At 39.7% G+C, this 23,820-nt stretch carries 20 protein-coding genes and 1 CRISPR repeat array; of the genes, 10 read left to right on the forward strand and 10 right to left on the reverse strand.

The features are described 5' to 3' along the window. Nucleotide 1: 1 nt before the first annotated feature. The 6 genes from CSQ79_RS25145 to CSQ79_RS25170 all read right to left on the reverse strand — a co-directional run bounded on the left by CSQ79_RS25145 (nucleotide 2) and on the right by CSQ79_RS25170 (nucleotide 4,281). The gene (locus CSQ79_RS25145) at nucleotides 2-952 is read right to left on the reverse strand and encodes an NAD(P)/FAD-dependent oxidoreductase (RefSeq protein ID WP_099703842.1); all 951 of its coding nucleotides are present in this window, start codon (nucleotides 950-952) and stop codon (nucleotides 2-4) included. Nucleotides 953-973: 21 nt separating this feature from the next. After that, nucleotides 974-1,432, reverse strand: coding sequence for a transposase (locus CSQ79_RS25150; RefSeq protein ID WP_099703843.1), 459 nt, complete (start codon nucleotides 1,430-1,432; stop codon nucleotides 974-976). 126 nt (nucleotides 1,433-1,558) lie between these two features. Next, nucleotides 1,559-1,921 carry a group I truncated hemoglobin gene (locus CSQ79_RS25155; RefSeq protein WP_099703844.1) on the reverse strand — a complete coding sequence of 121 codons (363 nt, stop codon included), beginning with the start codon at nucleotides 1,919-1,921 and terminating at the stop codon, nucleotides 1,559-1,561. 180 nt (nucleotides 1,922-2,101) lie between these two features. Continuing rightward, entirely contained in the window at nucleotides 2,102-2,449 is a 348-nt protein-coding gene (locus CSQ79_RS25160; RefSeq protein ID WP_099703845.1) for a cupin domain-containing protein, read from the reverse strand. A gap of 38 nt (nucleotides 2,450-2,487) precedes the next feature. Beyond that, nucleotides 2,488-3,303, reverse strand: a complete 816-nt coding sequence (locus tag CSQ79_RS25165; RefSeq protein WP_289501541.1) for an SAM-dependent methyltransferase — start codon at nucleotides 3,301-3,303, stop codon at nucleotides 2,488-2,490. A 114-nt stretch (nucleotides 3,304-3,417) separates the two neighbouring features. Next, complete coding sequence (locus tag CSQ79_RS25170; protein WP_099703847.1) at nucleotides 3,418-4,281, reverse strand: helix-turn-helix transcriptional regulator; 864 nt, start codon at nucleotides 4,279-4,281, stop codon at nucleotides 3,418-3,420. Between the two features lie 106 nt (nucleotides 4,282-4,387). Between CSQ79_RS25170 and cas3 the strand changes: the two genes are divergently transcribed. The 10 genes from cas3 (at nucleotide 4,388) to cas2 (ending at nucleotide 15,350) form a co-directional block, all read left to right on the forward strand. After that, nucleotides 4,388-6,514, forward strand: a complete 2,127-nt coding sequence (gene cas3, locus CSQ79_RS25175) for a type I-D CRISPR-associated helicase Cas3' (RefSeq protein ID WP_099703848.1) — start codon at nucleotides 4,388-4,390, stop codon at nucleotides 6,512-6,514. Nucleotides 6,515-6,568: 54 nt separating this feature from the next. Then, entirely contained in the window at nucleotides 6,569-6,631 is a 63-nt protein-coding gene (locus tag CSQ79_RS28740; protein WP_502693968.1) for a hypothetical protein, read from the forward strand. Between the two features lie 73 nt (nucleotides 6,632-6,704). Continuing rightward, a complete protein-coding gene (gene cas10d, locus CSQ79_RS25185) occupies nucleotides 6,705-9,989 on the forward strand; it encodes a type I-D CRISPR-associated protein Cas10d/Csc3 (RefSeq protein WP_099703849.1) in 3,285 nt (1,094 codons plus the stop codon). 35 nt (nucleotides 9,990-10,024) lie between these two features. After that, on the forward strand, nucleotides 10,025-11,044 hold the full coding sequence (gene cas7d, locus CSQ79_RS25190; RefSeq protein ID WP_099703850.1) for a type I-D CRISPR-associated protein Cas7/Csc2: 1,020 nt from the start codon (nucleotides 10,025-10,027) through the stop codon (nucleotides 11,042-11,044). A 5-nt stretch (nucleotides 11,045-11,049) separates the two neighbouring features. After that, a complete protein-coding gene (gene cas5d, locus CSQ79_RS25195) occupies nucleotides 11,050-11,754 on the forward strand; it encodes a type I-D CRISPR-associated protein Cas5/Csc1 (RefSeq protein ID WP_099703851.1) in 705 nt (234 codons plus the stop codon). Between the two features lie 258 nt (nucleotides 11,755-12,012). Further along, on the forward strand, nucleotides 12,013-12,630 hold the full coding sequence (locus CSQ79_RS25200) for a 2OG-Fe(II) oxygenase (protein ID WP_099703852.1): 618 nt from the start codon (nucleotides 12,013-12,015) through the stop codon (nucleotides 12,628-12,630). Beyond that, nucleotides 12,620-13,441, forward strand: coding sequence for a CRISPR-associated endoribonuclease Cas6 (gene cas6, locus CSQ79_RS25205; RefSeq protein ID WP_099703853.1), 822 nt, complete (start codon nucleotides 12,620-12,622; stop codon nucleotides 13,439-13,441). The genes CSQ79_RS25200 and cas6 overlap by 11 nt, the downstream gene beginning before the upstream one ends. A gap of 10 nt (nucleotides 13,442-13,451) precedes the next feature. Beyond that, nucleotides 13,452-14,045 (forward strand): CRISPR-associated protein Cas4, encoded by a 594-nt coding sequence (gene cas4 / locus CSQ79_RS25210; RefSeq protein WP_099703854.1) that lies wholly within the window; start codon nucleotides 13,452-13,454, stop codon nucleotides 14,043-14,045. A 17-nt stretch (nucleotides 14,046-14,062) separates the two neighbouring features. Next, nucleotides 14,063-15,067, forward strand: a complete 1,005-nt coding sequence (gene cas1d, locus CSQ79_RS25215; protein WP_099703855.1) for a type I-D CRISPR-associated endonuclease Cas1d — start codon at nucleotides 14,063-14,065, stop codon at nucleotides 15,065-15,067. A gap of 13 nt (nucleotides 15,068-15,080) precedes the next feature. Continuing rightward, complete coding sequence (gene cas2 / locus CSQ79_RS25220; RefSeq protein WP_099703856.1) at nucleotides 15,081-15,350, forward strand: CRISPR-associated endonuclease Cas2; 270 nt, start codon at nucleotides 15,081-15,083, stop codon at nucleotides 15,348-15,350. A 264-nt stretch (nucleotides 15,351-15,614) separates the two neighbouring features. Next, nucleotides 15,615-18,536: a CRISPR direct-repeat array (repeat unit 37 nt; unit sequence ATTTCAATTAACATAAATCCTTATCAGGGATTGAAAG). Nucleotides 18,537-18,647: 111 nt separating this feature from the next. On the opposite strand, the gene CSQ79_RS25225 is transcribed toward cas2, so the two are convergent. The 4 genes from CSQ79_RS25225 to CSQ79_RS25240 form a co-directional block, all read right to left on the reverse strand. After that, nucleotides 18,648-20,879 carry a glycoside hydrolase family 57 protein gene (locus CSQ79_RS25225; RefSeq protein WP_099703857.1) on the reverse strand — a complete coding sequence of 744 codons (2,232 nt, stop codon included), beginning with the start codon at nucleotides 20,877-20,879 and terminating at the stop codon, nucleotides 18,648-18,650. A 123-nt stretch (nucleotides 20,880-21,002) separates the two neighbouring features. Then, entirely contained in the window at nucleotides 21,003-21,233 is a 231-nt protein-coding gene (locus CSQ79_RS25230) for a NifU family protein (RefSeq protein WP_099703858.1), read from the reverse strand. A 116-nt stretch (nucleotides 21,234-21,349) separates the two neighbouring features. Beyond that, complete coding sequence (locus CSQ79_RS25235; RefSeq protein WP_099703859.1) at nucleotides 21,350-22,000, reverse strand: DUF3386 domain-containing protein; 651 nt, start codon at nucleotides 21,998-22,000, stop codon at nucleotides 21,350-21,352. 183 nt (nucleotides 22,001-22,183) lie between these two features. Further along, nucleotides 22,184-23,560, reverse strand: a complete 1,377-nt coding sequence (locus CSQ79_RS25240; RefSeq protein WP_502693967.1) for an S-layer homology domain-containing protein — start codon at nucleotides 23,558-23,560, stop codon at nucleotides 22,184-22,186. Nucleotides 23,561-23,820 lie beyond the last annotated feature (260 nt).

Raw genomic sequence — 23,820 nt, forward strand, 5'->3', positions numbered from 1 at the left:
CTTAACCCCAATCAGGTTTAACGTTCTTGCGCTGCTTGAGATAGCGATCAATATCCATCGCGGCGATGCAACCATCTCCAGCGGCTACGACTGCTTGCTTAAACGGTGTGTTACGGATATCTCCGATCGCCCAAACTCCTGGGATGCTCGTTTGCATCATTTCACTAACTTCAACGCCGCCATCTGGTTTAAGTTCAATCTGATCGCCAACAAAATCAACGATGGGTTTGGCTCCTTGCAAGTAAACAAAGACGCCCTCGGCGGGAATATGTTGAGTTTTTTTATCACTCATCAAGTACAAATTAACGCCTGTAACGCCGTTGTCGTCGCCTTCAATCGCAGATAAGCGGGCTTTTTTCCAAAGTTTAACTTGAGGATGCAATAGTAGTTCTTGCGCGTATTCGTTGCTTCTGGCAGGATCTTTAGCAGTTACCCAATGCACAGTTGCCGCAAATTTTGTCAACACTTGCGCTTCGGCGATCGCCTCATGGCTCATTCCCACAACAACCACGTCGCGGTTACGATAAAAAGCAGCATCACACGTTGCACAGTAGCTTACACCTCGACCCAAAAACTCGGTTTCACCAGGTATAGAAGGCATACGCCCCATTGCTCCCGTTGCGAGTACCAGCGATTTTCCGATAAAAGTGCCTTCGGGCGTGTAAACTTTTTTCTGAGGATCTTCAGCATCGATGCCAAAAACTTGAGCCTGTTTATAGTCAGTTCCAAATTCAATCGCCTGCTGACGCATCACGTCGAGTAATTCACTTCCTGTGACTTCACCACGCACCCCTGGATAGTTAGCAATTTTGTGCGTAATCGCCAGCGCTCCCGCCGAAGGGTTTTTATCCAAAATCACTGTTTTTAACTGATAACGGGAAGTGTAGAGCGCGCAAGTACAACCAGCAGGACCGCCACCAACAATTACTACGTCATAATCAAAGTTATCCATCGCATCGAATACCTCTGATAATCAAGCGAAAACGAGTTTCGGTTCTGGCGCGTGTCCGAGATAAATATGTGCAGCAGATTTGAGAACAATCTCAGAGTAAAGAATCTTTTGAATTTCTAAGCTGGGAGAACGCTTCGCGATCGCTCGGTATGCTGTAATTTCACCCTCAAGACTAAAATCAGAATGCGTTTGGTAATGATCGTAGTCATGAATCGCTAGAAATGCAAATCCGTAGAAGGGATTAGGGTAGAAATCTGCACCGTAGGTTTCCATTGATACCCATAAATGTCCTTTTTCAATGTCTGCGTACAGTTCTTCTACCGTGTCATACCGCATATACTCTGAGGCTTGAACCGCAAAAGGAAGTGCCCTGAATTGGCTCATAATGAAATCAATCAGCTCATTTGTAGTTTCTTCAGAAATTTCAGCAGGAGAACTTTCTAGATAAATTTTGGCAAGTTTCTCGGTTTTAGGTGCCATAAAAGTCACCTCCTACGTCAGGTGTTGAGATTGCAGTTTTGAATTGCATCTGTACTATCTCTAGCCTGACAAAAATTCTTAACTACTTTTATGAGCTAGCTCATAGATGCTTTAGAACCACTGTTGTCACTTGTACAAGACAGCCTGTTTTAAATTTGCGATGCGATCGCGAATTTTATTAATTTCTGCTGGTGGTACATGATGCACCTCTAATGCTTCACTTAGGTGTTTAACAATCGCATCAAAGTGTTTTGGTTGTAAATTTAAACCTGCATGTGCTTTTTCCATCGAGCGTCCTGTGTAAGGAGTAGGACTACCAAGCGCAAATGAGATGAAAGCAGTCTGGTGACGACGCTGTTTTTCCATATCTGTATGTGCAAAAAAAGAATTAACAGTATCGTCTGCCAAAACACGGGTGTAAAAATCATCTACGACCTGTTTAATAGCCTGCTCTCCACCGAGTTTCTCGTATAATGTTGCTGATTGCATATTTGTGCCTCAAGTCATTAATAATTGGCTGAAAAATGTAACTTAATAGCTGGTAACTGGTCATTGGTAGCAATTAGCCCTCTTCGCTTAGCTGTTGGCGTTTATGTGGCTAAATAATAGTTGCCAAGCTGCCAAAAGCTTTTCAAGTTCCCCATTACCCATTACCTATTACCAATTCCCCTAATTGCCCTGTGCGATCTTTTCAGAAAGTGTGAGGAGAAATGCTAAATTTTCTGTTGCTTTCAGTGCATGAGGTGCATGAGCAGGCATGAACACAAAAACACCTGGCTGTAAAGCAATTTCTTGCCCTTCAAGGTTTAATATTCCTTCACCTTCAATTACATTGATTGTGGCGTTGTAAGTAGAAGTGTGTTCAGATATTTCTGTATTAGCTGCCAGACAAAATAGTGTGTGTTGACAAGCGTTGTCTTTAATTAATACTTTGCTGAGAACTCCAGCACTAGGATATTCAATTTGTTCTCGCAGTTGAATTTTCGCAGACACATTAGTATTGATGGTAGAAGTCATATTTTCTACTTAAACTGAGTTGGTGGATTATTTAGGAATTACTGAGCAGTAGCACAGATGAGGATATAACCTAATTCGTCATGATATTTGTTAAAAACACGCCGCATTTCTAGAACTCGTTTACGGATTGGTTCGCGAGTTAGAATATTGCCTACAATTCGCAGCGTATTAATAATACCTTCATCCTGAAACATTTGTCTGAAATTTAAGAGACTCATTGCTCCAGTTTGAACTTTTTCAACGTGTAATCCTGCACTTTCATAGGTATTAATCCAGTTAGCTTCAGAAAGTGGTGTTGCATTAACGCGAATAACTTGTGCAAGTTCAGCGCGAATTTGTTCTTCGTTGTCACGCGCTAATAATTCATGCGAGAGAAACTTACCGCCAGGTTTGAGGCGATCGCGCACTCCTTGCAAAATTTTAGCCTTCCCCGGTGGAGATTGCATTGTCAGGATGGCTTCGGCTAAAACATAATCAAACTGTCCTGGTATCGCGTCAAGATGGAAAATGTCACCCTCGATGATTTCGATTTGATTTTCTAAATTTGCCGCACGAATATTGTCACGCGCCTGACGGACACTCTCAGGTTTTTTCTCGACACCAACAACTTTGACACCGTAGCGTTGTGCAAGCGCGATCGCGCTATAGCCAAAACTCGCAGCAAGTTCCAAAACTGTCTCGCCTGGTTGAAAATTAGCCGACTGAAGTAGTTGTTCTGTCGCTATTCTCCCACCTGGACGCAGATATTTTTTACCTGCGGCGGCAAGCACTTCGTGTCCTGGCGCGGTTTGCATGAGGGTAGCTTTGGTGAGGATGTTGGGCGGAGGTTGCCTCCGCCCTTTATCGTCCGTCATTTCGACCCTCTCAACTCAACTATCTTCAATGTGCCAGGAATTTATGGTTTCGTCTTTGAGCTAGCTCATACTACTGAGTGGTAATCGGTAATTGGTCATTAGTGGAAGGTATATTTAATCACGGGTTTCAATATCGTACAGCTGGCAGAGTGTACGTAACTTTGCAGCGACGCGATCGCGCATCGACTCTGGAGATACAATCACGCAATCAGGTGCATACTGCATAACTTCACGCAAAAACCAAAAGCTAGAAGTCACTTGTCTAACAACTCGGCGTATTCGCTGGTTATCTGCTAACCACTCGACAATCGTATCTTCGGGTTTGGCTTGATACGCAAATGCTAAGCCTTCTAATAAGTGCATTTCAACTTCAATACGATCCAACTGCGATCGCCACTCGCCAGCAATAGGAATCACTGCTGCATCTGTAATTCGATCTAAACGTAGACTCCAATTATGAGCGAGTTCGGGTATGTCTGAGTTGCCTTCTTCTTCACACCAGCAATCGAGGTACTGGCGTTTTTCGTGTAGGGTAATTTTGCCACAGCGCACAGTGAAGTTCCAGATTCGTCCCGCAGCATCTTGATAGGAAAGCTGAAAAGGCTGATGACGTAGCAGGTAACGGTCAATTTCTAACCGCCAAGCTGGAGGAAGATTCTCTAAAAAGCGCTCGATGTCTCGGCGTAAAGGTAAGGACACTTCGCTGCGTTCTAGTAGTAAGTTGGCAATAATTTGTGCTTGTTCTACTTGTCCAGTATCTGTTAAAGCTTGAAAAGACCTGGCTAATGCCTGAATACGTTCTGAAGACCAATTGCTGTTGGAAGCAATAAGTAATTGACGACGGGCAATCGCTTCGACAAGTTTTGAGATATTTGGGCGATCGCCCCACAGCATACCCAATTCACGAGCGATCGTTTCTAGCTGCGCTTTATCCCGCTCTGAAATTGATAGTGTTATTGACTGACCTTTACGACTCATTTTATACGGACACTTTACACGAATTTGATCTTGTCAATCTCTATTTTGCGTGCCAAGATGATATGCAACAACAAAAAACGAAAACTTACGGACACTATTTAAGTATATGTCCAATTATTGCATTACTCTCAAGCCTGTGTATTCTCAAACGGTTCCCACTCCAGAAGGCGTGAAACTACCAGAGGATTGGTCACTTTCCTGGCATCAAGCGGCAACTATAGAGGCATTACACAATTACGATGTAGTTTTTAATACGGCAATGACTGGTGATGGTAAAAGTCTAGCTGCCTATCTGCACGTGATGACAAGTCGTATCTCTACTTTGGCAATGTACCCGACGAACGAGTTGGCAAGAGATCAGGAAAAACAAGTACACAATTATAAGGACAAATTCCAACCAAAACACGATCCGCAAATTTATCGTTTGAATGCAGCAATCTTAGAAGATTTCATTAGTACAAATAAACTACCTACAAAACAGTCAGGATTAATTAATCTCTCAAATCAAGCAGAAATTCTGCTAACTAACCCTGATATTTTTCACTATATCCATGATTTTCGTTATCTCAGACGTTATAAAAAGGGTGATAAGCTTAAGGGAGAAAATGCCGACAAGTTATTTAGAAAAATAGACGATAATTATAACTTGTTCATTTTTGATGAGTTTCATGTTTTCTCTTCTCCACAAGTTGCTAGCATTCTTAATGCCATTCTGCTAATTAAACATACAACGACTCCTGGAAAAAAGTTTTTATTTTTATCTGCAACACCAAGCGAATTATTGCAAGAGTTTTTGACAAGATCGGGAATCAGTTATAAAATCATCAATCCAGTTTCTCAAAATGCTTATTGCTTTTCGCCTACTAATGACAACTGGCGACAAATTAGTCAATCAATTACCTTGAATTTTCCTAAAGGTTTAGAACCAAGTATGCGTTCTAGTTATGATTGGCTGCAAGAAAATGCAAAGTCAGTAATTTTGAAATTCTTTCAAGATTATCCTCATAGCAAAGGGGCAATTATCCTTAATTCAATTGCTGCTGTTAAGAAGTTAAAGTCATATTTTGAAGAGATTTTTGAGCCATTAGGATTTAAGGTAAGGGAAAACACAGGTTTAACGGGTGAAACCGAAAAAGCGGAATCAGTTGCTGAAGCAGACTTACTATTAGGAACTTCTACGATTGATGTAGGAGTTGATTTTAGAATTAACTTTTTGGTATTTGAGGGTGCTGATGCAGGTAATTTTATCCAACGCTTTGGCAGAATTGGCAGACATCCAGGTTTTCCTATCTATCAAGCCTATGCACTCGTTCCTCAGTTCATTGTTGAACGGTTATTTGAAGTTGAGTCGCATCCTTTACGAGATGGCGAAAATTATGACCGAGTAACTTTTACAGAAGCAATTCGTTTGCATTACCCTTTCGTGAATGAATTTAGACAGTATCCCAAACGCTGGGGTGCGATTCAATCAGCTTGTATGCATCAAGAATTAAAACGACTTTCTTCACAGTATCCAGAGACAGCAACAGACTTTAAAGAAGATGTTGAAAATGCATTTGATGTTAATATTTGGCACAAGTATAAACAAATTAATCAATGTTTGGAAACGAGTAAAAAGAATAAAAAGATTATTGAAGAGGCGCGGAGTTTTCGGGGAAGCAGTCAGTTAAATTGTGCAATTTATGATTCTACAAACCCAAATGAACCAGAGTATGAACGCTTCAAAATTTATAACTTACCAGGTATTCTCAGTAATTTTATATTCGAGTGGATGAATAAAGCGGAATTTATGCGTCAAGCAGAAACTTCTGAGGTAAATACTACTCGCTTTCAAGAGACTTTGTGCCGTTTGCAGTTGACTGGTTATCGAGATGTACGGGAAGACTGGCGGTTTTACTATCCAGAAAATATCAGCGAAATTGCTGCGTTGGGTAAAGTGCAGGTTTTGCAAGGTTTAGAAATATACCAACCACATGGTAGCGGGATTAATAAAATCAGTGATGCGGTGTCAAATCGAGGTTTGGTGTGCTTTATTTCAGATCGCGATCGCACTTATCTACGAGCGAAGTTAGGTTTACCTATCCACTTTCAAGCATATCCTCTAACTGACAAATACAGTAGCAGCGATCGCAGGTTACCACCGTACACCATTGCTTTTGGTAAATCTGCATTACTGCTAGAAACTCTACTTTGGTATTGGAAACCCAGAGAGGATGAAGGGTGGATTTGCTAAAAATTTTACAAATCCGAATGTCTGTTTGGGAAACTTTGTATTAAAAGACATCGGATTTGGGTTTCCTTAATATTAGACCTGCTGGCTGGTGGAGAAGCTAACGAGAACAAGGTTTAATGTCAGTCACAGCAAAATTGTGGATTATCCAACAAAAAACTATTCAAGAGTATCAACAAGAGGAACAAGATAAATGAGTGAAGATAACTTCGAGGAGTTTTTAGAAATTTCCAACTTTGATAATGACGATGAGGAGCAAGATACTCCGCTTCAACGGGAATTACTCACAATTCGCTTATTTAAAAATGCAATTAGAGAAGCAGCAGGCAACGAAGATGATCTTATTCTAACAAGTTTTGCTGAAAATGTTTTACCTAATTTGATTCATCAGTTAGTAGGAGCAACTGCTAAAGGAGGTCAATTTACTGAAGATCGTAAAGCTGAGAATAAAAATGTTGAACGTAGCAAGCACGATCAATCTTTTATTTCACATTTATTGAATGGCTTGTTTCCTACCTATCGCATCGTGCGAAAGCTTAGATCAGCAGATATAGGTACAAATCGAGTTAAACGTCAGTGCGAAGAGTTAGAGATTCGGTTATTTATTGCAGCTTACATTCTGCACGATTTTGATAAGTTCCCTAATTATTCTACCTGGCTTTTAACGACATCTGATAAGTTTGCAGAGCGTGACTGGCGTAAACAACCACCTCATAAATCAGATGCGCTTAACTTTGGGCGTGAATTTGTTCGAGAAAATATTATTGCATTTGGGTTAGATAAATTCTTAGGAAAAGATTGGGAAAGCTACATTGATGATATTGTTTGGCTGAGTCATAATGCAGGGGAAAAATATGATAGCGATCGCGGTTTAGATATACGTGGGTTACAATGTCGCCTTGATACTAGAGTAAGAGGAGTTTTGCAAACTCTCGTGCGAGTCGCAGACTTATTTGCATCGGTAATCAAATATCCCCAAGATATAGAAAGTAATCATCGCAGTGACGGTTTACCAGAGTTACTAAACGATTTGAGTAATGGTCAATTACAGTTTAGCTACCATGCTTTATCTGACAATCGGGGTGTCCTCACAAACATTTTAAATAACGCCTTAATTAATGCTCATCCAAAAAAATATTACATACCATTATTATATTTACCTAACGGTGTTGTCTATCTAGCTAATGTTGATGCTCCTGCTATTAATACTGATGATATTTCCGCTCAAGTTATTGCTAAAATTAAAAGCCTTTGTAGTAACCAGTTGACTAAAAGACAAATAGGTTTTAGTAGAGATGGTAAAGGCTTAAAGTTTGCTGACTACTACTGGTTATTTTTCAGTATTGATGAATTAATGAAAGTCAGCATCAATGCTGCTTGCAGAATTATTTCTGATACTAAAGTAGCATCAGCTAGTAAGCGTAGCGAAAGCCTACAAAATTTTCAGCAAAATGGTGAGTTATCAAGTAGTTTAAATTTAGTATTTGGTAATGAAATTCAAATTGATAGATTAGCAGAATTTGGTGATACTTTGTGTCGAGGTATATGGGGGAAATGGTGCGATCGCGCTAAAGAATATCAAAAAAAGTTTTCTAAAAATCAACGCAAAGTAATCCCAGATTTAGACCCTACTCAAAAATTAGCTGAATATTTAGGTTTATCACAGGAAATAACTGCTATCAAACAAATTCAATCATTAAAGAAAACTGGCGGTGTTCCGCTTGATTGGTACTATATAGCAGCTAGATACTACGAAAACAATCCAGGTAAAGATTTAGCACAAAGTATAGAGCTAATGGAAGGTATGGGAGCTTGTGCAGCTAATCTTATTCAGCCAATTATAGGAGACTTAGAAATTCCTGATGGTTGGGATGATTTGCGAACTTACGTTAGCAGAGTAATCTCATTACCTACAGGAGCAGTTATTGAACCCAAACCAGAGCAATTTTTAGTGGAGTTGAACCGATATCATGCTGCTAAAGTTACAACAGGAAGAGGTAGAGAAAATGTTTGCGCGATGTCCAGTTCTGCTTATACTGTAACTGAACAAATGGAATCAGCAACTTTATTTGCTCCCCAAGTTTACAGCAACCGCCAAATTTTATTCAACACGCAAGCAGCGAAACGGCAAATTTGCTCAATTTGGTCAATTGAAATCATGTTGCGGCAAATTTTGATGAGTAAAACAAATGCTACTGGTGCAGATTTTGAAAGTCAAAAATATCGGTATCTCTATCTCTACCCTACTTATTTCTTTACGCCAGAAACTAATAAATTTCTTCAAAAAGCTTACAATTCAATTGCTCAAACTCGATTTGATGCTGAACTGCGTAAACATTTCGTTTCTAAAGAACAAGTTGCTAATTTCAAAATAGATAATTATCAACAAGTTGATGATTTATTGATTAAGCAGAATATTCAGCCAGAAGATGATCGAACTTTTAAGATAAACTATCCTGAAGATGAAACTTTAACTTTTTTCTTTATCGGTTTACCACCAGGGCGCGATCCAACTGATACCGAATCGTGGATAATGCCAGCTTGGTTAGCTTTAACCTTGCCCTTGGTGATGGATGTTAAAGTTGTGGCATCTGAATCACCTGTACCACCTTTCATCAATGGTGCAGATTTTGAACAAACAACTCTACTCGATGGTGAACATCAAGCTATTCGTTCTTTAGTTAAGAAAGATAGCTATCGATTGGACAGTATTCTACCACGTGAATCACAAAAATTTTCTCCTCTAAATGCACTCACTGCTGCTTACTGTATTCACTTAGAAGTTAACCGGAAAAAAGATGGTAATCCTGACTGGGGTAAATTAGGAGATTTAGCACGCGACTTAGAAACTAATCCTTTATATGTCTTTCATTATCTGAATAAATGGCTAAGAAAACAGGACAAAATTGAAACTGTATCTCTTGCCAAAATTCGATTATATTTTGATTTTTACTACTACTTTGAACCCGAAGGAGACAAAGTGAATCAACTACGTCAACTTACTCAACTCTTCCGTCGATTTTATCGAGCTAAGAGTCAGTACGCCAAAGCAAATGCAATTCTTAAACCAATTGATGAGGCAGCTAACGTAATTTTGAAATTTGATAAAACTTTAGCTAATGATAATCAATGTATCACAGATGTCGTGTATGCACGCGTAGCAAAGCTAATGAATAATGTAAGACGCGGTACGGCTGAGGGAAAACCTACTTTAAAATTAGTTGATGGCAAATGGAAACCTGCTTTAACCCCAGAAGAGGAACGTCAAGCCGTTTATGTGTTTGCTGAGTATTTTGTGAGTGAGATTTTTGAGGGAAGTTTTAAAGGCGATCGCGCACGTTTAGCAGGTACACAATTAAATTTGATTCGAGATACGTGTGAATATTTATACCGCCTTGAAGACGACAAAGAACGTCAAGAAAGGAAAGTTGTTGAACCAGACGAAATTTCTGATATTGAAAATTCAGAAGTAGCTTAAGTTTTTACTAACGTAATCTTATAGGAGACAAAAAAATGCAATTTCTCAAAACTGTTGATGCTAAATTTTTCCACGACGAAATTCCTGCTAAACCAATGGGTAAATATGCTCATTTTATTACTATTCGTGTGACTGAATCTTACCCATTATTTCAAACTGATGGCGAATTAAATAAAGCAAGAGTCCGTGCTGGAGTTAACAATCCAGAACCAATTAGCCGCTTAGCAATGTTTAAACGCAAACAGTCTACACCGGAGCGTTTAACTGGGCGTGAATTATTGCGCAACTATCAGATCGGTGATTGGGAAAAGTGTGATTACAACGTAGATTTTAGTAAAACTACACCCGACTGCATTCTATATGGATTTGCAATTGGTGACTCTGGTTCAGAAAAATCAAAAGTTGTAGTAGACACAGCTTATTCAATTACTTCCTTTGATGATTCACATCTAAATTTTACGCTCAACGCACCATTTGAAAATGGCACTATGAGCCGCAAAGGAGAAGTAACCAGCCGTATTAACAGTCAAGACCACATCTTACCGCAAATTTTCTTTCCAAGTATTGTGACACTAAAAGATCCTACAGAAGCAAGCTTTCTGTATGTTTTTAACAACATTTTACGAACACGTCACTACGGAGCGCAAACAACTCGTACTGGTAGGGTTCGCAATCAATTAATTGGAATAGTATTTGCTGATGGTGAAATTGTAAGCAACTTACGATGGACACAAAAAATCTATGACTTGCTTAAAGATAAAGAGCAAATTAATCCTCCTGATCCACTTAGTGAAGATGATGTTTTACAAGCTGCCAACCACGCAATCACTGAATTAATGACTCAAGAGTGCATTTCTCATAGCGACTTCATTGGTAATAATTTCCAGCCTCTATTAATTGAAGTTAAATCAATTACTGGCGATGAAAATAGACTGAAAGAATTGTTAAATAAAGCGAATACCGAGTCATCTACTTATGCAAAGCAGTACATTCTTAAGCCAGGAAAAGAGAAGAAAGCTGACAATAAAACTAGAGCAAGTGCAGCTAAGGAGTAAAACAAATGGCTTTAATTTATTGCTGTCAATTAGAATTACACGATAGCCTCTACTATGCAACTCGTGAGATTGGAAGACTTTATGAAACAGAGCCAGTGCTTCACAACTATGCTCTTTGTTATGCGCTGGGTTTAGTTGATAGTGAAGTTTACGCGACTACAGTTGTCGAAGAACATTCATATCGTTACTTTTGTCCTGAACAAGTTCCTAAATATAAGGAGCATCTAACACCACTTAATCGGCAAGGAATTTATGTAACTCCAGCGCGTTCAATTGAACATACTGCTATGCTCAATACCTGGAAGTATACTAACAACAACTATCATGTCGAGATGGAAAAGACTCAAAAGAATATCCCTAGTTTTGGTAGGGCAAAAGAAGTTGCGCCGGAAAGTCTATTTGAGTTTTTTGTAATCTGTCAAAAGGAAATTCAATTACCGAAATGGATTCGCCTAGGCAAGTGGATGAGTAAAGCAGAAGTAAAGCAGTTAGATTATTTAGAAGTAAAACCTTCAACCACAGAAGAAAACTTTACTTTTCCTTACCCGCTCAATCCGTTAGATGCGATGTTGACCCATCAAATTATCAGTTACGATGTGGTAAATATGCCTCCTGTTAGCTTGATTCAAAATATCCAGATTCAAGGGCATTGCTATCAGTACGAGCAGTTACAAATCCCTGCTAGAATGCAATACCGTTTTCAAGGATAAGTTACTTGACAGTCACTGAGTAAAAATTGAGAAAGTCAAAGAAGCCTATAATTGCAGACTTTAAATAGATTTTTGAAAACAAATTTATTTTGTTTTGTGTGTTTACTCGCTCACTATGCTTCACATCTCAATTCTTAACTTACTTTCCCAATTTCCTATTCAACCTAGACACCCTAGTAGTAAACATCTCCAGGTATTTTTAAACTTGGTTAGTTCTATCGATAAAACATTAAAAAACTCATCCCCCTGGAACCCACTTTGAAATACTATCATCAACACCCCAATGCCTTTCCCAGCAATTACCTCAAGGATTTGTGTGGAGAAATTCAAGCTTGTTCTTACTTTGCTGTTAATAACCTCAACCGCGACTTTGTCAATACCAAGGGATTTTCTCTAGTATTTCAGCGATCGCACTTGGCAAAAGTAACGCAGCAGTTTCCTTTTTTCAAGCCTTATCTAAATCACGCTCTCCAGCCAAATTGTAATGCTTTTTACCTCAATCCCTTACTACTCAAGGAAGGCTCTCGCGTCGATCCACACGTCGATCGATCGCTACGTTCTTATTGTAAAACCATTGAGCCACCGGCGATCGTCAGCGTTCTTTATGTGCAAGTACCACCCAACTTACAAGGAGGAGAACTAGTACTGTGCTGTAACAAACGCCAAGTTGGGCAAATTAAGCCGCAAACGAATACTTTGCTTTATTTTCAAGGTGACTTAACTCATTCTGTTAATGCTGTGAAAACTCCAGGAACTCGCCTGAGTTTAGTTTGCGAACAGTATAGTTTAAGCGAGGCTGAACTTACAGAAATCCCGCCGTTTACCGTGGAGTCAAGAGTTGTTCAGTCTAAAACGAAGAAGAGATATGCCGCATAGTTTAGTTTTAAATTTACTCCCCAAGTCCCCAATTTATCCTAACTATCTTACAGGAAGACATCTTCATGCATTGTTTTTAACGCTGGTGAGTTCGGTAGATAAAACATTAGGAAATAGCCTCCACGCTTCCAGTGCAGATAAAGCTTTTACTCTTAGCCCTTTACAAACAAATAAATCAAAACATAACTTGCAGTGGGAACATCAACAACCTATCCCTGCTGGTACTCCTTGCTGGTGGAGGATCTCTTTACTCGATGATAGTTTATTTGGCAAACTTACTCAACTATGGCTAAATCTTAATCCAAAATATCCTTGGCATCTTGGTTCGGCTGACTTATACATTACCAGCATTTTAGGTACTCCCCAGTCAACGCAAGCTTGGGCAAATGCAACTACCTATGCACAATTATACGAGCAAGCTTCTGAGATTGAACGCGAACTTGCCTTTCGCTTTTACACTCCTACTTGCTTTCGTCAAGGTGAATTTGATGCTGCTTTACCGACAAGAGAATGCGTTTTCAATAGCTTACTCCATCGTTGGCAAAAACACAGTGGCATCGATTTTGAACCTAATCTTACAGCAGTTATCTTCCCCAGTTATTTCAATATTGGTACTACGATGGTTGCGGATTCTCGCAGTAAGTTTATTGGCTGTATTGGAGAAGTAACCTATCGAATTTTAGGTGAAGTTGATCCGGTAATCATGAAACAAATTAATACTCTAGCTGATTTTGCTCTCTACTGCGGTGCAGGTAGAAAAACAACAATGGGAATGGGAATGCTGCGGAGAATTAAACTTCCAAGAAAATAATCACAAGAATATGCATGATACTGATTATATTCCAATTGCGGCTCTGAATCAATATACATATTGTCCGCATCGATGTTGGCGGATGTTTTGTGCAGGTGAATTTAGCGATAATCAATACACAATCGAAGGCACTAGCTTACACGATCGCGTCCACACATTAGGAGATGGACACCGTGAAGAAACTTGGCAAATTCGCGCAATTTGGTTGAAATCTGAACGCTACGGTTTAATTGGCAAAGCTGATTTAATTGAATCCACTGACGGTCATTTTTATCCGATTGAATACAAACGGGGAAAGAAAGGAGAATGGGATAACGATGAAATGCAAGTTACCGCACAGGCGCTTTGTCTAGAAGATATGACTGGTTCGCCCGTAACGCAGGGATACGTTTACTACGCCCAGTCACATCAGCGTCAATCGGTCAAAATAACGCCAGAATTACGAGAGAGTGCGATCGCTACTATTGAGGCTGTTCATAATTTACTCGAAACAGGCAAAATGCCACCAGCAATATACGGTCAACGTTGTACGGGTTGTAGTTTATATTCGCAGTGCTTACCGCAAGCCACTGCAAAAGTTCAGCGCTATCAAGAAGCTAGTTAATTTTATTTGTAATTAATATGGGTACAGTTTACATTACACAACAAGATGCTTTTATTGGTAAAACTGACGAACGTTTGAGTATCAAAGCCGATAAACAAACTTTATTAGATGTACCATTAATTAAAGTAGATGGTATTGTCATTTTAGGACGCGCTACAGTCTCTCCAGCAGCAGTTTATGAGTTTTTAGAACGTCACATTCCTTTAAGTTTTCTCACAGCTACAGGAAAATATCTTGGACGCTTAGAACCAGAAGTTACTAAAAATATCTTTGTTCGTAAAGCACAATGGCAAGCTATCGGAGAATCTACACAAGCAGTACATATTGTCAAAGGTTTTGTGCGCGGTAAACTCAAAAATTACCGCAATGCATTATTACGCGCTCAACGCTCAAATACTGAACTTGACTTAAATAACAGTATCACGCGCTTAGAACAAGCGATCGCACCCCTAGACAAAACAAACACAATTGCTTCATTGCGTGGTTTAGAAGGTGCGGGTAGTGCTGCATACTTTGGTAGTTTGAATCAACTCATTCGTGCAGAAGGCTTTACATTTGAATCTCGACGCCGAAGACCGCCAACTGATCCTGTTAATGCTTTACTAAGTTTAGGCTATGCTTTACTTCGCCATGATGTGCAAAGTGCTGTCAACATCGTCGGATTTGATGCTTATCTAGGATATCTGCACGTCGAACGTTACGGTCGTCCTTCGTTGGCATTAGACTTGATGGAAGAATTTCGCCCTTTAGTTGTCGATGCAGTTGTGTTATCTGCGTTGAATAAGCGATCGCTTCTACCAACAGATTTCACCACCGAACCGTTAAGTCATGCTGTGTCTCTTACTACAGAAGGGTTACGAACATTTTTGCGGTTGTACGAACAGAAGAAACAATCTAAATTTAAGCATCCGGTATTAGGGCGACAGTGTACATACCAAGAAGCATTTGAAATTCAAGCGCGGTTATTAGCTAAATACCTGATGGGTGAAACAGATAAGTATCCTCCTTTAGTACTGAAGTAGAGGAGGCAATGAAATGTATATCGTTGTGTCTTATGATGTTTCTGAAGATAAGCGTCGCACCAAGATTCACTCAATTCTCAAATCTTACGGTCAGTGGGTACAATACAGTATTTTTGAATGTAACTTAACCGATGGTCAGTATGCGAGAATGCGATCGCGTTTATCCAAACTGATCAAAGCCGAAGACAGCATTCGGTTTTACTTTCTGTGTGGATGTTGTCAAGGTAAAGTAGAAAGACTTGGTGGAGAACAACCACGCGATGAAACAATCTTTTTTGCTTAGGTGAAACATTATTTGCGCGGAAGGGTAGCTGTTTATTCCTAGTTAGGCTTAAACAAGCCACGAAAGCCTTTATATAGAAGTATTATAAGCCTCTCTGTTCTGCCTCTAGATCCGCGCATTTTCTCAAATGCTCATCAGATATAACTTATCGCTTGTCATCCCACCTATTTATCTGTCTTCTTGATTTAGAAATGCTATATTGGCGTCTATATCGCGCAACTGCACCATGAAAACTACATACTGTAAACTTTTCAGCCACCTGCGATTTCAATTAACATAAATCCTTATCAGGGATTGAAAGCTAAACTAACAATAAGATAACCTAGGGGTAGTCGTAATTTCAATTAACATAAATCCTTATCAGGGATTGAAAGAGACTAGACATTGAGGTTTATTCCTTAGTAACAGATTTCAATTAACATAAATCCTTATCAGGGATTGAAAGAACCAAGTCCAAGCGCTTAGACGCCATTTGAGATTATTTCAATTAACATAAATCCTTATCAGGGATTGAAAGGGAGTCTGTACCAAAACGAGCATCACTGCTACCCATTTCAATTAACATAAATCCTTATCAGGGATTGAAAGTATTGAGCTAAAGCGATCGCAGTGGGGTAGCAATCCGGCATTTCAATTAACATAAATCCTTATCAGGGATTGAAAGGTTAAAACTCCAATTGATACGGGACTAACCACATATTTCAATTAACATAAATCCTTATCAGGGATTGAAAGCCAAGAAAGTGAAAAAGCAGAACGAGAGCTAACAATTTCAATTAACATAAATCCTTATCAGGGATTGAAAGAAAAACAAGCGGCGCAGAACTGGAAGCTAATGCAATTTCAATTAACATAAATCCTTATCAGGGATTGAAAGTGATGTGCAAACAGCTATAAATGCTGAAAGGGCAGAATTTCAATTAACATAAATCCTTATCAGGGATTGAAAGGAAAAAGATTATAACATGGGTTAGGGATATTTTATTTCAATTAACATAAATCCTTATCAGGGATTGAAAGAGGGATAGAGCGCGAAATTATTCAGAACAATATCATTTCAATTAACATAAATCCTTATCAGGGATTGAAAGGGATTTGATCGCGCCCAAAATGCGATCTTAAGCGATTTCAATTAACATAAATCCTTATCAGGGATTGAAAGCTGTGCAATTAAATTATGAATGGCAAACTTTAGCCGATTTCAATTAACATAAATCCTTATCAGGGATTGAAAGTTAAAACTCATCAACAAAATAATTATGCTACTTTGAATTTCAATTAACATAAATCCTTATCAGGGATTGAAAGGGATAGGCTTCTTTCCATTCCTCAAATGTTAATGAATTTCAATTAACATAAATCCTTATCAGGGATTGAAAGGCTGTTTGTGCTGCATTGATTCCAAAGTGCCGAGCATTTCAATTAACATAAATCCTTATCAGGGATTGAAAGTTGTAGAGGTTGGCTTTTCCCTTGCGTGTTTTTGATTTCAATTAACATAAATCCTTATCAGGGATTGAAAGATTTCAAGTACAGTACCACGCAGACAACTCAATATTTCAATTAACATAAATCCTTATCAGGGATTGAAAGATGGGCATCTAATCGTGGGAATACAATCCGCAAATTTCAATTAACATAAATCCTTATCAGGGATTGAAAGGATTACCAATTCCAACTTGGCATTGTCAGGAAAACTGACATTTCAATTAACATAAATCCTTATCAGGGATTGAAAGCTTTAATTTAGCGATAATCGGGGCGTAGCCATTGAATTTCAATTAACATAAATCCTTATCAGGGATTGAAAGCCAATTTTTGCGAGTTCATCTAATCCTTTTTGGTATTTCAATTAACATAAATCCTTATCAGGGATTGAAAGGGTTCATTCTCGCCATAGTCTTTAAATACTCTACCATTTCAATTAACATAAATCCTTATCAGGGATTGAAAGATTTCCTGCATTCCAAGTAGCAAATATTTGTTGTATTTCAATTAACATAAATCCTTATCAGGGATTGAAAGGAACCCAGTCACCAAGATTCTAAAATGACGATACGATTTCAATTAACATAAATCCTTATCAGGGATTGAAACAGTCTGTAGATGAGGCGATCGCTGAATTTATGAGTATTTCAATTAACATAAATCCTTATCAGGGATTGAAACGATGAGTTGCGCGATCGCCTTAGCTGGATGAATAAATATTTCAATTAACATAAATCCTTATCAGGGATTGAAACAATTTTCTAGCCATGCGTACACGCCACCAATAGTTTATTTCAATTAACATAAATCCTTATCAGGGATTGAAACTTAGTAATTCTGTTTTTGCTTTCACTCGTCCTAGTTTCATTTCAATTAACATAAATCCTTATCAGGGATTGAAACCCAATATAACATATTCATCAATCTTCCCAAGATTTTATATACATTTCAATTAACATAAATCCTTATCAGGGATTGAAACAAAGTTATTGACGGCGTTCACCCAAGCTTTTCCATTTCAATTAACATAAATCCTTCTCAGGGATTGAAACATTTACATCAGCAACAACTGCAACTTACTTTCGACATTTCAATTAACATAAATCCTTATCAGGGATTGAAACTGCAAAATGGCACAAAAATGAGCTTTGATTGCTGATTTCAATTAACATAAATCCTTATCAGGGATTGAAACGAATAGCTCAACCAACGCTTTATCTGATAGCGGTTTGTAAATTTCAATTAACATAAATCCTTATCAGGGATTGAAACTTCCGCCGTTTTCAAACTGCATTTGACCGATTCTATTTCAATTAACATAAATCCTTATCAGGGATTGAAACAACTTACAACCCTGCAGACGCAACTGAGACTTATATTTCAATTAACATAAATCCTTCTCAGGGATTGAAACACGTTGAAAGCAAGTTCATTCACATCTATTCAAGGATTTCAATTAACATAAATCCTTCTCAGGGGTTGAAACTACCTAAAATTAAATGAAGCTTCAGGCACAACTATTTCAATTAACATAAATCCTTATCAGGGATTGAAACAACACATCAAAAGTAACAGAAGTCATGGTGTATTATTTCAATTAACATAAATCCTTATCAGGGATTAAAACTTCAAGATATCGCGATTTTGATAGGGCTTCCAGTATTTCAATTAACAAAAATCCTTATCAGAAATTCAAACCCATTTGCTACTATATCTACTTATTTTTCTTACATAACACAGTTGAGTCCAAGGCTTGGATATATTGTAAAACCCTGGACTTTGACAAGCATTCTTATTCCAATACTTTTTCTAAGGTACTTCGATTGGAATCAAAGTATTTTCTGGTAGATAACTGCGGAAACTACCTTCATCTGCCAACAATAAAACCAATCGTAATGGATAATCTGGAGGCATTTGTAAATCAGCCCACGGAACAGCAACTTCCAAACATTTATTCAATGCTACAGTGGCGCGACTATAGCGCGGATGCCATTGATGGTGTTCTCCAGCCTCTTGAAAATGAACTGACTGAGTGAGCAAGTTAATTTCTAGCTGGTGATGATACAAATAGTTTATCGGAGCTTCATTCGGGATATCATCTAGTGGCACTGGGCTATTGTGCATTGTGCGATCAGGATAAAACCATAGTAAATGTAATTCTGAAGGTAAGTCACGCCCTGGTTGTACCCCCTGCTTTAAATCTACTCGCAGATAGAAATTTAGGTGATCTACCCCGTACCATAGACGCTGGATTGCACTGCTTTTGTGCATTGTTCCTCGCGCCCCACCAACTTCTAAACGTCCAGCCCGATCCCAGTCTTGCTCATCACCCATACCATCAATCACAGGATGTATAAAGCCTTGAGGACGATGATCGGCTTGAACTTCGTGAGATTCTACAGGTAGGCGCAAATACGGCGGAATCGGTTCATTTAGTGCTTGGTAAATTCCGCACAAATGTTCGCGAAATAGTTGATCAAAAATAGCATCTTGATTTGAAGTATGACCTTCGCCAAACCACCAAAACCAATCAGAACCTTCAGCCGCATACAAAGCTTCCCACGCTTCAGGATTATTTTCTTCCGTTGCTTCGGGATGTTTGGCAAGTACAGCCCTAGCCTCAGCTAACATATCCCAAGCGCGATTCTTAGCAGGATCGCCGATCCACGTTGTAAAGCTACCATCTACCCAAGAACCACTGTGTAGTTGTTCTCCTGGAATTGTTACAGTTGGAGGAAACTGTTCGATGAATTCTGAGACAGTGACAAGCTTAATGTGAGGATGATTGCTGAGAGTTTGATACAAATTCTCCAAGAACGGCTTACCATCTTGCGGATAAAATTCCCAGCAGTTTTCGCCATCCAGCGCGATTGTAACTAACCACGGCTGTTCAGGTTGACGATGTTTGTGCGAGTGCGCGATCGCTTCTAAGTGTCCGACTAAATCTGTCGCTGCTTGCTTAGAAGGCATTGAACCGTAAGTAAAACCAATTAAATCTGATAAGCGGTGATCGCGAAAGACAATCGATAAATCACCTGCTGGAGTTTCTAAACGATACGGACGATACAGCAATTCGGGTTCGCACACGTTTCCTGCACCATCACGGTGGAAAAAGTGATGCAGTGTCCAGCCCAAAACAGCTTCATCAGAGATGATCCAGTTGAAACCTTGTTTAACAATATAAGGCAAAATTTCAGGACTCACCGATTGTTCGGAAGGCCATAATCCACGAGGTTCTCGCCCAAAGCGATCTTGATACAATTCCCATGCTTTATACAAGTGTCGAGGAATATCTTCTGCCCACTGATATCGGTGTTGAGGCAATGTCATATTCGGTACAGCGACACGTCCCGCATCAGTATCTGCAAGTAACGGCAAAATTGGGTGCGTGTAAGGCGTTGTGGTGACTTCCAACTGCCCAGCGTCTTGCATATCTCGGTGTTGGGGAATAATTCTACCCAAGATGTCGCGTTGCTTGGAGTAGATCCGCTGGCGATCGCTTAAAGTAAAATTCCGCCCTTGTTGTAACCACGCCGCAATTTCTGGATCGTCCCAAAACAACGGATCGATCCATGCTAAATTATGCCATGCTAGTAAATCGCTATAATCTTGCAACTGCCAATTTTCTAGACACCACGCTTTGCCTTGTTCTTGTTTTTGGTGGTACAACTGGGCATAACGTGGATGCGGATCAATTAGTGTGTGGTGATTCGCATCAAAAAAATGTTCAATAATAAACTGTTTTTGTTGTTGAGAGAGTTGCTCTGTTGGCGTCAAGCTGACAGCTAAATACGGGTCAAACGCCGTGCCATTGATATAATCTTCGAGTTGCAAAATCAACGAAGGTACTAAGTTTACCGTTTGATGCAACTTCGGATAGCGTGCTAACAGTAACACTAAATCTAGATAATCTTTTGTGCCATGCAGCCGTACCCAGGGTAATCGGTATTGACTGTGTGCAGACAATATGCTGCTATCTCGACCTTTGTACAGAGGCTGGTGTTGGTGCCAAACAAATGCAACGTATAGAGGATGCGCCATAAGCTAAGGGCTAGAGGCTAGGTATTACTAGGTTTACCAGGTCAGAAAGAAAAACTATGATATTTTCTTAACCACTTTAGCCTAATTTACCTTCCTAGTCCCTAGTCCCTTTTACTTAATTAACTACAGCACTTGCTCAACTTCAGCAATTTCTGGAATCATTTCTCGTAAACGGCGCTCAATTCCCATTCTCAGCGTCATTGTTGAGCTAGGACAACTACCACAGGCTCCTTGAAGCCGTAATTTGACAACAGGACCATCGAGTTCTACTAACTCTACATTACCACCATCAGACATCAGGTAAGGACGCAATTCATCCAGAACTGTTTCCACGTTATTTGTTGTCAGTTCCATTAATTTAGACCTCGTTCAGCTTGCAAATGTTGATAAGTTGATCCTAGATCTAATTTACGCGATCGCGGAGCGTGGGCTTGGCGCGATCGCCGATACAACCACTAGTTCAATCATGCCTATACAGCTGCTGGTTCGAGCAACTTAATATTTGAGAAATTGAATTCTGTTGTAGTCCGTTTGCCATTTTCATACGAGTGCACAACCTGCTTGGTCATAACATAGTAGTCGCCGACTTTCTCGTAAGTATCTTCAAAATTCAAAACTCTCATCACATCGTTTGTTTGCGGATTGCGAAACACGGCATCATAGCGCGATGCAACATAACCTTTTCCGGTGTCTAAGCTTTCGTGAGTATCAATCACAAACGCCATACGCCCCATAACGCGACTCACTTGGCAAATTTCTGTACCGCGAATTTTGTAGTTAGACCCCATTGAGTCACCCTTCACTAAGATCTCAACAGCACCTGAAGAGTCAGTTTCACCTAGATTGAATTCGTGCTTGCTATGCGACTGCTCAAAACTAGAGCGCTTGCGATGCGTGACAATATCTCTTAGTTGCGTGTAGACACTCTCTTGCACTTCTTCGTTGTCAATATCTGTGACTTCTACACTCCAATCCTGATTGATGCGTACGTGACCTGTGTAGACTTCAGACTCTTGCTTTAACTCTACATCAGCACTATATCCAGGAAAGTTTTCATCCCAGGTATAGCGATTCTCGTAAGCACTTTTAAATAGTTCAGTGGCACTTAATTGCTGTGTCATGTAATCATTCTGACTTCAACTGTACTATTATCTCTTGTTTGAGAGGTGAGGAGTGAGTGATTAGTGGCTAGTGGGGGTGTTGGCGAGTGTTTGAGTAGTAGAGTAGGAGTGTGGGAGAGACGAAAATGCTATTTTTCCCTCTTACCCTACAACCCTCTTACCCGCCTACCCTCTGCCTCTATCTCATTCAGTAGTTGGTGGAGATTCTGATGTAGCTTGTGATGCACCTGATTGCTGTAACCGTAGTGCCTCTTGCGCTGAAACACCTTCGCTTGCAGAGCCAATGTACCACAAGGCAGCTGCGGCTTCTGCACGAGTTACCGTTTTCTTGGGTTGAAACAGCGTCGTATAGCCAAAAACGCGGCGAATGTTTGAGCGATCGCTATTTTGAAAATCTGCTAAGACGGCTTGTAATGCTCTTGGTTCAATTTTTGCTGCATCTTGAAAACCCCACGTTTGCTGTACTGCCTCTACTGAAGCATTAGGGAGCGAGGAGCGCGTATCTAGCGGAACTTTCCATAAAATCATTTGTTCCCGCGTTAACGGTGCATCAGGGCGAAATAGCACGGTTGTTGAACTCCCTGAGAGTGGACTAGGAATTAAACCTGCTTCTGCTAAACCCTGGATTATGGGAAAATCTGCATCGGATGACGGTACATCTTGAAATGCTGGTTGGGCAGAAGCAGATGCCTCGCGAATTTGTTGCGCAGGGCTATTAGCATAAAGTTGGTTATTTGCAGCAACTAACCAACGCGCATACTCTCGCCGTGTTATAGTTTTGTTCGGTTCAAATTGATTTGTAGAAGCACTACTTTTAGATGTTGCTTGCAGTGGCAGCGCACCTAATGCTGTTAGGTCTTGGAGATACTGACGCAGTTCTTGTGGTGCTTGGTTGGTATCGTTGAAAGTTTGTGCAGTATTTGTTTGTTGTGTAGTGTTATCTACAGTTTGTGCTGTTTGATTGTTTTGCTGCGATCGCACTGGACCAATAAAATCTGCATCTCCTGGTTGTGGTACGTTGTCTGTCTCAGCCGATGTTGATGGACTAGCTGTAGCCGTGGTATCGCGAGTGTATTGTATTGTAAATTCTGTATTTCCTGCTACGTTTGACTCAGTAGTACTGCTTTGATTGATCGTTGCCGGAATTGTTAGTGTAACGCGCAACCCGTTTTGCTGTGCTTCTAATATTCCCTCTTGAGTTGACTGACTCACATCCCAATTATTTGTCTGAAACTCGTTTTGATAAAAGCTTTGAACAGCATTCGTGGGGTCAGAGGTTGCCCAGCGCGTTGTTGATTGTGTTGCTTCCTGCAATTGAGCATTCGGATAACGCGGAATTTCTGGCGGAAAGTCTGCTGGTAGCTGAATATCGGGATTTGGAGTAGGTTGATTGTTGTTATTCCCTGTACCAAAGGCGATCGCAGGGTTATTCTCCAATCTGGGATCTGCAGCTAACATCTGCTCTAGACTTCTGCCAGATTGACTATTCGCACAGGCACTCACAGATGCCAATAAGACAGCTATACTGGCTACTCGGAAAAAGCATCTTGATGTCAACACAGTCGTTTAGAGAAGATACCGTCACTTCTTACGCTAACGTAATTTTTTGAGAGTTGCTGACACTGCTTATGCAGAAGGTTATGGGTGACTAGCTGGACAATATTTTTTTGTATGTTTTTTTACCAAATCAGGGAGATTTTGATGAGATGGTAGATGAGTTATGGAAAACTTGTGATTTGCCTAGTATCCAAAAGACAAAATAAATATTAAATTTAAGTATAAGATATTAGCAAGCTTAACCTGTTTCCTGTGCTGCAACA

It is taken from the genome of Gloeocapsopsis sp. IPPAS B-1203 (genome assembly GCF_002749975.1).
In the GTDB taxonomy this organism is placed as follows: Bacteria; Cyanobacteriota; Cyanobacteriia; order Cyanobacteriales; family Chroococcidiopsidaceae; genus Gloeocapsopsis.